The following is a 14471-nucleotide window of genomic DNA, read 5'->3' as shown; positions in this document are numbered from 1 at the left end:
AGCATGAATAAGAAAGTCTGGATAAAGGCAAATGGTAATGGCATAATCGCTACTGGTCATATCAGAAGATGTATGACTATTGCAAAAGAGCTGATGGACAATGGCGCTGAAGTCGTTTTTGTTTTATCAGATATTGATAGCGCCGATCTTTTGAGAACTTTATCTGATGAGGATGGAACTACATTTGACTCTGTGATCCTCCATAACAATTTTTCCGAGCCTATGGAAGATCTTCCGCTATTAAAAGAACTTTTTGCTTCAGAGAAGCCTGACTTTTACCTTATGGATTCATATTTCCTGAAGGAAGACTATTTTCAAGGGATAAATGATCTCATAAAGGAGCTTGCATTGCAGACAAAGACTGGATTTATTGATGATCTCTATAAATTCGATTATCCGGTGGACCTGATAATAAATTATGACATTATTATTCCTAAGGACTTTTATAGTGCTCCTAAGCAGCTTCTGGGGCCAGAGTTTTCCCCGCTTAGACCTCAGTTTGCGGACAACAGATATGAGGTAAGAGATATAGCTAGAACAGCTTTATTATCTTCTGGTGGAACTGATCCTTATCATGTTTTAGGGGATATATTAAAAGAGATTTATGTAGGCGATAGCCCCTGCAGAAAAGTTCTTGATACAACAGGGCTATGCTGCGATGTAGTTGTTGGGGCTCTCTTTGAAGAAGGCTACAAGGAAGAGCTAAGAGAGCTTGCAAAGGCACATAAAGAGATTTCACTCCATGAGACAGTAGGTGATATGGCATCTCTCATGAAAAAGGCTGATTTTGCGGTATCTGCTGGAGGAACAACCCTGTATGAGTTATGCGCAGTGGGAGTACCAACGGTTGTATTTAGTATGGCCGATAATCAGGTTGAGTTTGTGCAGTCCTTTGATAAGGCTGGAGCAGCCAAATACGCTGGTGATGCCAGAAAAGACAGAAGACTTGTTCAGAAGATCGTAACCTGGGGAACAGCAGCTCAGGACAACGCTGGATTTAGGAAAAGAATGAGTGATAAAGCCAAAAGTCTCATTGACGGAAAAGGCGCAGAAAGGATTGCCAAGGCAATTTTGGAATTTATATGATAAAGCTTAGCATAATAGTGCCTGTTTACAATATGGCATCAGATGGAAAACTTGAATATTGCTTGAATAGTCTGGTAGGGCAGACGCTGGATCCTTCTGACTATGAGATAATAGCAGTTGATGACTGCTCAACAGATAACTCTTTTGAGATCCTTCAGAGATATGAAAAAGAGCACCCTGAGAAATTTAAAGCTATCCATTCAGAAACAAATCTTCATCAGGGAGGTGCCAAGAATATTGGCCTCGCAATTGCTAAGGGTGAATGGCTTGGGTTTATTGATGCGGATGATTGGATCGTTCCAGATTACTATGAGAGACTATTAAATAAGGCAAAAGAGACCGGGGCTGACATGGTAGGCTGTGATTATTCTCTCACAGATGAACACAGCTTTAAGGTCGGAAAGGTAGTCCACAACAACAATTATTCACAAACGGGTGTTATGGATAAAGAACGCTACAAGAATCTATTGTTAGAAACAGGTAGTCTTGTGGTTAAAGTATATAGAAGAGAACTCATCGTTGGAAATTATGAACCAGGCACTAAGGATAAGCTTTCAGTTTTTCCTGAGAACATCTTTTATGAGGATAATGCAGTAAGTAATACATGGATGACAAGATCCAAGCATTTTGAATACATTCAGGAACCATTATATTTTTATTACCAGCATCAGAGTTCAACTGTCCACAGCATCTCAAGGAAGAATCTTGAGGACAGAATGGTCGCTGGAAGGATGATCATAAGTGAAGCCAAAGAAAATGGCTATTTTGATGAATATAAACCAGAGATCGAATTTCAATACACTGTGTTATTTTATGTGAACACCCTCTTTTCTGCTATGCCTAAGAGTTCTAAGTTAAAGGATTGCTATTCCTTTACTAAGGCTTTGGCAAAAGAGATGAAGGAAACCTTCCCTGATTTTCAGGAGAACCAATATTATCAGGAAAAGATTCATCCAGAGGAAAAGAAGCTTATAGCATATCAAATGAAATCACATATGTTTTTTTATTTGTACTACAGATTACTGTGGTTTTATAGAGGCTTAAGGAGTAAAAGTTAAGTATTATATGCAGGATAGAGTATATGTGTGCCACACCTTTTATCATGTATATGTGGCATGTTTGAAGGAATTTTATATAGCTGATGGCGGGAAAGCGACTCTTGTTCTTTCTAAGATGTCCAATAACTTTGGCAAAATGGTCGAAAGAGCCAAGGAGAGCCCTATTTTTGATGCTGTCTATGAGTACGATGAAAAAGAAGACACATTTTTTCCTGAGCTGGCAGAGCTTAAAAAGGACTCAGGAAATATTTTTCTTAACATGATAAAAAGGATTAAGTTCTGTAAAGAATTTGGTCGTCTTCAGGAAAAATACATTCCTATAGATTTCAGGGAATACAAAGATATCTATGTATTTTGCGATTCAGATCCTATTGGCTATTACCTTAATTACAAGAAGATTCCATATCATGCTGTAGAAGATGGCCTTGATTGTATCAGATACTATGATACAGCCAGATATGACAACAGAGGACACTTCAAGATCAAAGCCTGGATGGCTTCAAAAGGACTTATCCATATTCAGAATGGCTATGGTAGGTATTGCATAGATATGGAGGTCAACAATATCTCTGTTTTGCCATATCCATGTGATAAGTACGTGGAGCTTCCTCGTAAGACACTTACTGACAGACTTACCGCTTCAGAAAAAGAGCTGATGCTAAAGCTATTTGTGGATGACGTTGAAGGAATCAAGAAAAAGGTAGAGGGTAATGATAAGACTTTGCTTGTTTTATCTGAACCTCTTTGCGACCTTGACACAAGGGTTAGAATATTTAAAGATATTATTTGTGAATATGGAACAATAGATAATACAAAAGCAACTGTTATTATAAAACAACATCCTAGAGATCTACTGGATTATAGGGAGAATTTCCCTGAAGCTATCGTTCTTGATGGCTCATTTCCTATGGAGATGCTGAACTTTATTGAGAATATCAGCTTTGACAGGCTTGTTTCTGTATATACAGTAGTGGATTCTTTAAGCTTTGTAGAGGACAAGATATATCTTGGAGATGACTTCATGGACAAGTACGAAGCACCTGAGATCCACAGACAGAATGAAGCGATCACAGATTAACATAAGAAGGGTAATTTTAGTTTTATGCGCAAGATTTTTAAAAAAGTGATGCGTCTTTTGGATGCAAAGCAGAAGAGACAGATGGTAGGCATTGTTTTCATGATGCTTATCGGAGGTGTTTTAGAGTCATTAGGTATTGCTCTTATCGTGCCTATCATGAAGGTTGTTGTCAGCCCTGAGAAGGTTCAGGAGAGTAAGTATCTTTCATTTATCTACAACGGACTTAACCTTACATCCACCACTCAGCTTGCAGCTATCATAATGGTGGCACTTATTCTGGTCTTTGTTGTAAAGAATATATTCCTTTATTTCCTGAATGTAGTTCAGCTACGTTTTGTATATACAAACCAGTTTGCTACATCAAGACGTATGATGATCAATTTCATGCAGAGACCTTATGAGTATTATCTCAATGCTGACACGAGTGTCATTCAGAGAAATATCACTTCTGACGTTAACAATATGTATGGACTTATCCTGAGTAGTCTTCAGCTTATAAGTGAAGTTATCGTATTTACTTGCCTTGTTGCTTTCCTTGTTAGTACTGATGCAGAGATGACACTTAGTATTGCTCTTCTTCTTGTTGTAGTACTCCTTGTGATCAAGTATTTCATCAAGCCAGTTATGGTCAAGGCAGGACAGGAAAACCAGGATTATTATAGTGGTCTTTATAAGTGGATCGATGAGTCTGTTACAGGAATCAAAGAGATCAAGATCGCAAATAAGGAAAACTATTTCATAAATGGATATGCTGATTGCGGTGCAGGTTATGTAAATGCTGTTCAGAAGTATAATCTTTATAATTCAACACCAAGACTTTTGATCGAGACTATTGCGATTGCCGGTATGATCGGATATATGCTTGTAGTAATGGCTAGAGGAACTGATCTCACAGACCTCGTTCCTCAGCTTACTGTTCTTGCAGCAGCTGCTTCAAGACTTTTACCAAGTGCAAACAGGATCAACAATTACCTGACTTCAATTGCTTATTTTGAACCTTTCCTTATGAATGTAAGCGACAATCTTCAGTCAGAGATCCATGACGGCAATATTTCATATAACAGCGATGATTACAGGAAAAAGAGCCAGATTGAAAAGTTACCTGTTACAAAGAGCATTCTCATGAAGGATATTACTTATAAGTATCCTGGAACTGACAAGCTCATTCTTGATAAAGCAGATATGGAAGTTCCAGTTGGAAAGTCCGTCGGTATCGTTGGTACTTCCGGTGCAGGTAAGACCACTATCGTAGATGTCATGCTTGGACTTTTGAAGCCTGAATCTGGAAAAATTCTTGCAGACGGCGTAGATGTCATGGAACACTATCCAGAGTGGCTCAAGAATATCGGTTATATTCCACAGACTATCTTCATGATCGATTCAACCATCAGAAAGAATGTAGCTTTTGGCTATCCCGATGAAGAGATTGACGATACAAGAGTTTGGAATGCGTTAAAAGAAGCATCACTTGATGAATTTGTAAGAAGCCTTCCAGAGGGACTTGATACCAAGATTGGTGAGAGAGGAATCAGGCTTTCAGGTGGACAGAAACAGAGAATAGGTATTGCAAGAGCTCTTTTTGAAGATCCTGAAGTACTTGTTCTTGATGAAGCTACATCAGCTCTTGATAATGAGACTGAGGCAGCTATCATGGAGTCGATAAATAACCTTCATGGCAAGAAAACACTTGTTATTATTGCCCACAGACTTCAGACCATTGAAAAATGTGATATGGTCTACAGCATTAAGGACGGAAAAGCAGTGGTAGACAGATAAAAAGTTTTTTGGAGGAGAGCATGAGCGTTAGAAAACCTAATTTTGAGTTACTTAGAATAATCGCAATGCTTATGATAGTGACATTACACTACAATATCCATGCAGATGCATTGTTACAGCTGGGAGTTCCAGCTTCAAAGGTTCAGATCTTTGCAACAGTTATCGAGACATTTTGCATAACCGGAGTCAATGTTTATGTGCTTCTTAGTGGATATTTCCTTTCACAGACCAACATTAAGCTTAGTCGTATCCTAAAGCTTATCTGTCAGGTGTATTTCTATACGATACTTATTTCCGTTGCCATGATGATGGTGGGAACATACACAGTTGGAAGTGACGATACTATCTACAAGACTGCTCAGTATCTTTTCCCGATATCTTCTGAGCATTATTGGTTTGTTACAGCATACGTCATCATGTATGTTCTGTCTCCAGTACTCAACGCAGCTGTAAATGCCCTTAGCAGGATACAGCTAAAGACAGTCATCATAGGTCTTCTCATTTGGTTCTGCGGTATCAAGAGCATTGTCCCTGTAATGTTTGTAACTGATCATGCAGGATATGATTATGGCTGGTTCATATGCCTTTATCTTATTGCGGCATATATCAGAAAATATGACGTAGTTCTTTTCTTTAATGCCAAGAGAAGTGCATTGGTATTTTTGATCTCATCACTTATATCTCTTGCCATGTCTCTGGCGCTTCACTATATAAACCTTGTGAGAGGCGGATTTATCTACTACTCACAGGTGCCTACTCACTATAACTTCATCTTTACTTTAACAGGAGCACTTGGCTTGTTCTCAGTATTTAGATTCCTCAAGATGAAGGAAAACTGGTTTGCGAATGTAGTAAGATTTGTAGCACCTTTTACTTTTGGCGTATACCTTGTACATATGCATCTTGAGATCAGAAACAGATGGGTAGAGTGGCTTGAAAGCCTTATTGGACCAGTTCCAATGGATAATGTTCTCTTCTTTGCTTGGCATATGATCCGCTGCGTCATTATAGTATTTGCCGCAGGTATTTTTGTGGACTGGATCCGCAAGATGATATTTGACTTCATTGGCCGCGTAATGAAGGATACTAAGTTGTTTAAGTTTATCCGCAAATGGGATGAAAAGATATGCTAAATAATATCAGAAGTTATTTTTATAATTTCAAGAGATTTCAGCGTCCGCTGGAGAGATACTTCTTTCCAGTGGTGCTTTTGTTATACCCTTTAATTGGTGTGAATCAGGGAATTGATATATCTGACACCATGTACAGCCTGACCAATTATGAATACATGGGCAGTCTTGATCCCATGTGGCTCTTTTCTACTTATCTCAGTAACGTCTTTGGAAAGCTGATAATGCTTCTTCCCGGAGCAGGAACAATGCTGGGATTTAGTATTTATTGCAGCTTTATCACGAGTGCCATCGCACTTATAGCATATTACTGTCTTCAGAGGTTTATGCCAGGATGGATGATCTTTATTGGCGAGTTTATTGCAGAGAGCATCTGTTTTTGCCCAAGAGTCATACTTTATAACTATCTGACATACCTTTTGTTTACTGTAGGAACTATTCTTCTGATTCATGGCATTCTTCAGTGGCAAAGACAAAATCTGTTTCTTTTCCTTGCAGGAATATGCTTTGGGCTTAACGTACTTGTGAGATTTCCGAATATCGTAGAGACAGCAATGATACTTGCGCTTTGGTTCTATGGCCTTATTACCAAGGATAGACTAGTAGAGGTTTTAAAGAGAACAGGTATCTGTATCCTTGGGTTCCTAGCAGGAATGCTTGTGCCAATAGCTATAATTTCAATAAAGTATGGCTTCATGGCTTATCCAAATATGATAAGCAGCTTGTTCGGAATGACAGAGGGAGCCTCCGATTATTCTGGAGGTGGAATGATAGCGCTTATCGTAGAGGCTTATCTTACTACTCTTTCAGATATGATCATAATGCTTCCTTGTATTGCAGCTGGAATCATTATGTTTATGCTTTTGCCTAAGAGATATGTCCTTATCAAGAAGCTCCTTTTCATAGGCGGATTATTAGTTCTTATCAGATACTATTTTGCAATAGGTGTCATCACTAGAAACTATTATTACTACGATTCAATGTTCCAGCTTGCAATGATGTTTATAATCGCTGGAATAGTGCTTAGCCTTATCGGAAGCCTTGGACTGTTAAATGGCAGTAAAGAGGAGCAGACTTTAAGCTTTGTGACACTTCTCCTTATCCTTGTAACGCCTATTGGAAGTAATAACTATACCTTCCCAATCCTTAATAATCTCTTTATCATTGCCCCGATAGTTCTTTGGCTATTTAGACGAATGATCCAAAGAGCAGGTGAAGCAGATTACAACTTTGCATGGGAAAGTACAATTACAGCTGTTATTGTTGCGCTATTTATCCAGGGAGCTCTTTTCCATATGGGTTACTCATTCGTTGATGGTGCAGATGGAACCCCAAGAGATAGCACAGTAAGTGTAGACAAGCTTTCAGGAATGATCACGACTCAGTATAATGCACAGTCTCTTGATGAGTTAAAAGATGCTTTGGAAAAGGCAGATCTTTTACAGACTAAGGTGATTCTCTTTGGTGGAATTCCAGGAATATCCTATATGTTTGATATGGAACCAGCTATTAACACCGCATGGCCAGATCTTGATAGCTACTCAATAGATAAGTTTGATTCTCAGCTTATGGAATTAAACGCATCCGATAATGCAACTCCTACAGTCATTGTTTCCAAAGAAATGGCAGACTACTCCTTGGTAGGAGCTAAATATGATATTTTATTGGACTATATTGCAAATCACGATTATAATAAAATCTTCGAAAGCGAAAGATTTATCGTTTTTGCTGAATCAAAATAAAGAATAGAGGTTTATATTTATGGATAAGCTTTTGGCACAGATTGCCAAATTCGGAATTGTTGGAGTTATTAGCTTCATTGTTGACTATGTAGTATACAGGATCTTCAATGCTATATTTGTCAGTGTTGGATTCTCAGAGGTGTTTGCACAGTATTATCTTTTGTCAGCGCTTCTAGGATTCACAGTTTCAGTAGTAGTTAATTACATCTTAAGCTTTAAGTTTGTTTTCGAGAGAAAAGAAGATATCAGCAGAAAGAAAGAGTTTATCGTATTTCTTGTTCTTAGTATCATCGGACTTGGAATCAATGAGGTCTGCTTATATCTTGGATATGACGTGATCTATCTCAACTGGCCATGGCTCAGGAGCATTATGAGCGAAGGTTTTGCTAAGGATGTATTCTTTAAATTTGGTGCAACTGGCGTAGTAATGGTATATAATTTCATATCAAGAAAGATTTTTCTTGAAAAGAAGGATTGATCAAGAGGTGAATCATGAGAATTAATTTTAATGTACCTCCATATACAGGTAAAGAACTTGACTATATTAAGGAGTGCGTAGAAGCTCAGAAGATCTGCGGCGATGGTAAGTATACAGCCCTTGATAATGAGTGGATTGAGAAAAAGACAGGCGTAAAGAAGGCACTTCTTACAACATCATGCACACATGCTACTGAGATGTCAGCTATTCTTGCCGGAATCAAAGAAGGCGATGAAGTTATCATGCCTTCATTTACTTTTGTATCAACAGCTAACGCTTTTGTATTAAGAGGAGCTAAGGTAGTTTTTGTTGATATCAGACCTGATACTATGAATATTGATGAGAATCTTATCGAGCAGGCTATCACACCAAAGACTAAGGCAATCGTTCCAGTACACTATGCTGGTGTTGGCTGCGAGATGGATACTATCATGGACATTGCAAAGCGCCACAACCTTCTGGTTATCGAGGATGCAGCTCAGGGCGTTATGGCAACTTATAAGGGAAGAGCCCTTGGTTCGATCGGTGATTTTGGTAACTATAGCTTCCACGAGACCAAGAACTACAGCATGGGCGAAGGTGGAGCGCTTCTTTTAAGAGATGAAACATACGTTGATAACGCTATCATCATCAGAGAAAAGGGTACAAACAGAACTCTTTACAACCTTGGTAAGGTTGATAAATACAGCTGGATCATGCCAGGTTCTTCATATCTTCCAAGTGAGATGAACGCAGCATATCTTCATGCACAGCTTCAGCTTGCTGATGAGATCAATGATGCAAGACTTGATCACTGGAATAGATATTATGAAGCCCTCAGACCACTTGCAGAAAAAGGTCTCATTGAGCTTCCTTACGTACCAGAAGAGTGCGTACACAATGGCCATATGTTCTACATCAAGTGTAAGGATGTAGAGGAGAGAACAGGACTTATCAATTATCTTAAGAGCAACGACATCTTACCTGCATCTCACTACGTACCACTTCACTCATCAAAAGCTGGTGTGAAGTACTCTGAGTTCAGAGGAGAAGATAAGTATACAACAAGAGAGAGTCTCAGACTTTTGAGACTTCCTATGTACTATAAGCTTACAAACGAAGACCTTGATGAAGTAGTTATGAGAGTAAAGGAGTACTACAAATTTAACTAATCTGGAGCAGAAATATGAGGAGATCATCTTTAAGCCTTAATATAATAATCACGGCGCTGATTACCCTGATCATTATGGTGGTTGTAGGTGTAGTTGGAGATTATTATTTTGACTTAAATGATGATGTTCTCATGAAAGATATTCTCTCAGGCTCCTATACAGGTGTGCCCGCAGGGCATAATATACAGATGCTATATCCGATAAGCGCGCTTATCTCTGTGTTTTACAGAGTATTTAGAGCGCCTGACTGGTATGGCATTTTTTTGTGCTTTCTACAGTTTTTATGCGTGTTTGCAGTGGCATATCATGTGATAGCTGACGTATCTGAGAAAGCCAACAAGATAGTATGGTCTGTTATGGTGATCCTTCTTTTCCTTGGAACCATGGCATCCCACTTTCTCTTTGTACAGTATACATTCACATGCGGAATGCTTTCGGCTACGGCTACGTTCCTTATCATGACTCATAAGGAAAAGGATAATAACCTTATTTTCGCCGTGATCCTGGTATTTGTAGCATACCTGTTAAGGTCTGAGATGCTTCTTTTGACACTTCCAATGTTATGTGTCGGAATCCTTATCAGATGGGCTCTTACAGGAAAAGAGTTTAAGAATTACCTCAAAGCATTTATTCTCATAATCTGCGCTTTGATCCTAGGCAATGTGGCTAATAAGATTGGATACTCATCACCTGAGTGGAAGGAGTTCTACAGGTTATTTGATGCAAGAACCGAGCTCTATGATTTTCAGTACATTCCTGAATATGCTGATAACAAGGATTTTTACGACAGCATAGGCCTTTCTGAAAGCGAGCAGGAGCTCCTTGTTAATTACAACTTTGGTATCGATGAAGAAATAAATGCAGATACATTAAATGCAGTTGCACAGTATGCTGCCAAGCTTAGAACTGATGAAGTTCCTATGACCAAGCAGCTTTTGAATGCAATTTCACCATATCTATACCGCATGAGGTTCATATCTGGTCAAAAGAGCTATGAATACCCAATGACAGATTTTCCATGGAATATGATCGTACTTCTTTTATACCTGGGTGCAATATTAACAGCTCTTTTTCCAGTGGCAGAAAAGAATAAGAAAAACATATTACTTACATTTGGGCTCCTTGCACTGCTATTTGCATGTCGCAGTAGCCTGTGGCTCTACATAATAGTCAGAGGACGAGATCCAATAAGGATAACCCATCCCTTGTACCTCATGGAGATCGTGATACTTCTGGCGATCATCCATATGAAGGACAGAAATGGTAAAAGAGTTGTGTTTGTGCCGCTCGTAGCAGTTTCACTTATAAGCTTGTTATCAATTCCAAACCAGTTTGATATCATTAAAGCTGAAATTGCTTCAAGAAATAGCATGAGACAGCACTACGATGCACTTTATGACTATTTTGATGCAAACAAAGATAATTTCTATTTCATAGATGTTTACACCAGTGTTTCCTGCGGCGAGAATAAGGCTGACGGAGAGGCTACTTTCTCTGAAAAGATGTTTGAAAGAGTAGATAATAGCTACGCTAACCATGATATTATGGGTGGTTGGGCTTCAAAGAGCCCTCTTTTTGAAGAGAAGATGCAGAAGTTTGGCCTTACAAATATGCAGGATTCCCTCCTTTTGGATAACGTCTATATGGTTCAGGTTCTTTCAGAGGATGTGACATGGATAGCTGATTATTACAGAGAAAAAGGCATAGATGTCACAGTAAAAGAAGTAGATAAGGTGGCTGACGTTTTTGGCATCTACTCAATTTCAGTAAGATAAGCAGGTAAAGAAATGTATATTTTTGGAGATAAAGTAAATATCAGGCTCATGACAAGTGATGACACGGATCTTATTGTGAAGTGGCGCAACAACGAAAGAGTGCGAAATAACTTCGTGTATAGAGAAGTGTTCACAAGACAGACTCATGAGAACTGGATAGAGACAAAAGTAAAAACAGGCGAAGTTGTTCAGTTCATAATCTGTGAGAAGAATAATGACAACAGACCTGTAGGAAGCGTGTATTTTAGAGATATAGATAAAGATGCCAAAACTGCTGAGTACGGAATCTTTATAGGCGAGGACGATGCTATAGGTAAAGGCTATGGCAATGAAGCCGCTATTCTTGCAACTGATTATGCAAGGGACAAAATGGGGCTTAAAAAGCTTATCTTAAGAGTATTTACCACTAATGAAGCTGCTATTAAGAGCTACAAACATGCAGGATTTAGTGAAACAGAGATCGTACCACTTGTAGAGTGCAGTGATGGACAAAAAAGTGATATGATACTTATGGAAAAAATGTTATAAGCGGAAGGTATTGTTATGAAAAAGAAACTTGTCAGTTTTGTTATTCCCTGCTACAGATCAGAGAAAACATTAGAAGCTGTTATAAATGAAATAGAAGAGACCATGAACGGCAGTAATGATTACGACTATGAGATCCTTTTGGTCAATGACGGATCACCTGATAATACATGGGATGTCATCAGAAAAATTGCTGCTGAAAGAGACAAAGACAAGGTTATCGGAATCAACTTTGCCAAGAACTTCGGACAGCATGCAGCTCTTATGGCAGGCCTTGGAAAATCAAAGGGAGACTATGTCGTTTGTCTTGATGATGATGGGCAGACACCTGCAAATGAAGTATTTAAGCTGCTCGATGCACTTAATGATGGTTCAGACGCAGTATATGCCAGATATGGTCACAAGCAGCACAGCCTCTTTAGAAACTTTGGAACAGCCATGAATGAATGGATGGCCAGCGTGATGCTCGGTAAACCAAAGGAGCTTTTTGTATCAAGCTATTTTGCTGTTAGAAGATTTGTAGTCGACGAGATGATCAAATACGAAAGCTCGTATCCATACGTAATTGGCCTTGTCCTTAGAACTACCAAGAGGATCGTCAACGTAGATGTTAATCATAGAAAAAGAGAAGTTGGAGCCAGTGGATATACATTCTCAAAGCTTATGGCTTTGTGGATAAACGGCTTCACTGCATTCAGTATCAAGCCACTTAGAATAGCAACTCTGTCAGGTACAATATTTGCATTCCTTGGATTCTTGTATGGAATCTTCACAGTTATCAAGAAGTTTGTTAATCCTAATGTACCGGTAGGTTTTTCTGCTCTTATGAGTGCAATGATCTTTATTGGCGGAATGCTGATGCTCATGATGGGTATGGTTGGGGAATATTTAGGAAGAGTGTATATTTCACAGAATAGAAACCCTCAATACGTTATCAGGGAGACTACTCTAGATGAAGAGTGAATTGGGGAAAAGAAAAAAGAATAATCCTGATCAAATCTTAGCCTGGCTTATGTCAGGCTTATTTGGCGTTTTATCGGGGATTTTTTTGGTGATAGGTTATCAGCTTGAAAAGATCGACCGGATAGACCTTACTGACAAAAATGCAATGATGGTAATGGTGGCTATCATGGCGGTTTTGACTGTAGATACAATGCATGTCTGGAAGAACTATAACCAGTCCTTTGAGGGGAAAAAACTCTTTGGGCTTATGAAACTTAATAAAGCTGATTATCAAAGTGCCACTGATGAAAAGATCTTTGGAACAAAAGAATTTCTGACTACATGGGGAATTATTGTTCTTCTAAATTTGCCGGTTCTTCTTGCAGTGTTTCCGGGATTTTTCGTGTATGATGCCCAGGATGAATTAAATGAAGTTCTGACCAGGTCTTTCACAACACATCATCCACTTTTACACGTGCTTTTGCTTGGCGGTATGATTGCTCTTATTCACAAGGTTACAGGCTCATGGAATGCTGGAATCTTTTCATACATCTTTTTGCAGATGCTCGTTATAACTGCAGTATTTGCCTATGTTCTTGTATATATGTCAAAAAGAGGCATTGGAAAAAGATCACGCATCCTCTGGACTTTGTACTATGGACTATTCCCAACTATCGTGATGTATACGCTGTGCTCCAGTAAAGATGGCTTATTCACAGCATTTTTGCTACTTTTGATAGTTCTTTTAACACAGCTTGTAAATGACAAAGAAGGCTTTCTAAAAAGTAAGGGAAAGTGCGCTGCTTTTGTGATCGCAGCTATTTTGATGCCCTGCTTTAGACATAATGGCTTTTATGCGTATCTTGTATTTTTGCCCTTTGCTCTTATCTATTTCAGAAAAGAGCTTAAGAAAAAGCTTGTATTTCTTCTGGTGATACCAGTTATTGCTTACCTTGTTATTTCCAAAGTGCTGGCGCTTTCAATGGGAGCCCAGGGCAAAGATAATCAGGAAATGTTGACAGTACCTATAATGCAGCTATCCAGGGTGTATACATATGATAGGGAAGATCTATCTGCAGAAGATATCAAGATCCTTACAGCTTACCTGCCAGAAGACAATCTTAAGATGTACACTCCAAGGGTGTCAGACCTTGTGAAGGTTGGATTTAACAATGAATATTATGAGAAGGATAAAGGCGGTTTTTGGAAGCTTTGGGCAAAAGAGCTAGCGAGACACCCTATGGCCTATGTAAATGCCTGGCTTCTAACTTCTTACGGGTATTGGTATCCACCAGCTCTGATAAATGTTTATAAAGGAACTACGGTCTTTACCTTTACTTATGATGAAAGCTCTTATTTTGGCTATGAAGTAGAAAGCCCTGGTACTAGAACAAGCTTTATTCCAGTAATAGATAAGCTTTACAGATTTTTGTCCATCGGTTCATTCCACAAAGATGCTCCGGTGCTTGCACTTTTGTTTTCACCAGGAATGCTGTTTTTGATATATCTTTTTGTGATCCTTTACAGATTGTCGAGAAAAGATTTCAAGGGAATAATACCCTTTATGCCACTGGTTTTAGTGTGGCTTACAGTGCTTCTTGGACCAACATATCTTGTAAGGTACGTGGTGATACTGTGGACTGCCTTCCCAGTCCTCATGAATACTGGAAGAACAGGCAATTTTGGACCTGTTTGATTAAGCAGTTTCAGTATGTTAATATTTAATGATG

General features: G+C 38.8%; 12 protein-coding genes. All 12 read left to right on the top strand.

Annotated features, from left to right (window positions below; translation table 11 throughout):
- Positions 1-3: 3 nt before the first annotated feature.
- The 12 genes from pseG (at position 4) to bhn_RS12715 (ending at position 14437) form a co-directional block, all read left to right on the top strand.
- Positions 4-1086: a UDP-2,4-diacetamido-2,4,6-trideoxy-beta-L-altropyranose hydrolase gene (pseG, locus tag bhn_RS12770; protein ID WP_071177056.1), complete on the top strand. Its 1083-nt coding sequence runs from the start codon at positions 4-6 to the stop codon at positions 1084-1086.
- Complete coding sequence (locus bhn_RS12765; protein ID WP_236845929.1) at positions 1083-2144, top strand: glycosyltransferase family 2 protein; 1062 nt, start codon at positions 1083-1085, stop codon at positions 2142-2144. The genes pseG and bhn_RS12765 overlap by 4 nt, the downstream gene beginning before the upstream one ends.
- Positions 2145-2196: 52 nt before the next feature.
- Entirely contained in the window at positions 2197-3222 is a 1026-nt protein-coding gene (locus bhn_RS12760) for a glycosyltransferase family 52 (RefSeq protein WP_236845928.1), read from the top strand.
- Positions 3223-3246: 24 nt separating this feature from the next.
- Positions 3247-4998: an ABC transporter ATP-binding protein gene (locus tag bhn_RS12755; protein WP_071177054.1), complete on the top strand. Its 1752-nt coding sequence runs from the start codon at positions 3247-3249 to the stop codon at positions 4996-4998.
- A 20-nt stretch (positions 4999-5018) separates the two neighbouring features.
- Complete coding sequence (locus bhn_RS12750) at positions 5019-6131, top strand: acyltransferase (RefSeq protein ID WP_071177053.1); 1113 nt, start codon at positions 5019-5021, stop codon at positions 6129-6131.
- Positions 6132-6229: 98 nt separating this feature from the next.
- Entirely contained in the window at positions 6230-7870 is a 1641-nt protein-coding gene (locus tag bhn_RS12745) for a hypothetical protein (protein ID WP_148661956.1), read from the top strand.
- A 19-nt stretch (positions 7871-7889) separates the two neighbouring features.
- Positions 7890-8348 (top strand): GtrA family protein, encoded by a 459-nt coding sequence (locus bhn_RS12740; protein ID WP_071177051.1) that lies wholly within the window; start codon positions 7890-7892, stop codon positions 8346-8348.
- Positions 8349-8362: 14 nt separating this feature from the next.
- The gene (gene rffA / locus bhn_RS12735; RefSeq protein WP_071177050.1) at positions 8363-9499 is read left to right on the top strand and encodes a dTDP-4-amino-4,6-dideoxygalactose transaminase; all 1137 of its coding nucleotides are present in this window, start codon (positions 8363-8365) and stop codon (positions 9497-9499) included.
- Between the two features lie 14 nt (positions 9500-9513).
- A complete protein-coding gene (locus tag bhn_RS12730) occupies positions 9514-11274 on the top strand; it encodes a hypothetical protein (RefSeq protein WP_071177049.1) in 1761 nt (586 codons plus the stop codon).
- 12 nt (positions 11275-11286) lie between these two features.
- Positions 11287-11802: a GNAT family N-acetyltransferase gene (locus tag bhn_RS12725; RefSeq protein WP_071177048.1), complete on the top strand. Its 516-nt coding sequence runs from the start codon at positions 11287-11289 to the stop codon at positions 11800-11802.
- A gap of 15 nt (positions 11803-11817) precedes the next feature.
- Positions 11818-12762, top strand: coding sequence for a glycosyltransferase family 2 protein (locus bhn_RS12720; RefSeq protein WP_071177047.1), 945 nt, complete (start codon positions 11818-11820; stop codon positions 12760-12762).
- Positions 12752-14437, top strand: coding sequence for a DUF6020 family protein (locus bhn_RS12715; protein WP_071177046.1), 1686 nt, complete (start codon positions 12752-12754; stop codon positions 14435-14437). The genes bhn_RS12720 and bhn_RS12715 overlap by 11 nt, the downstream gene beginning before the upstream one ends.
- Positions 14438-14471 lie beyond the last annotated feature (34 nt).

The organism is Butyrivibrio hungatei, assembly GCF_001858005.1.
Classification (GTDB): domain Bacteria; phylum Bacillota; class Clostridia; order Lachnospirales; family Lachnospiraceae; genus Butyrivibrio; species Butyrivibrio hungatei.
This window is presented reverse-complemented; position numbering and strand designations above follow the sequence as displayed.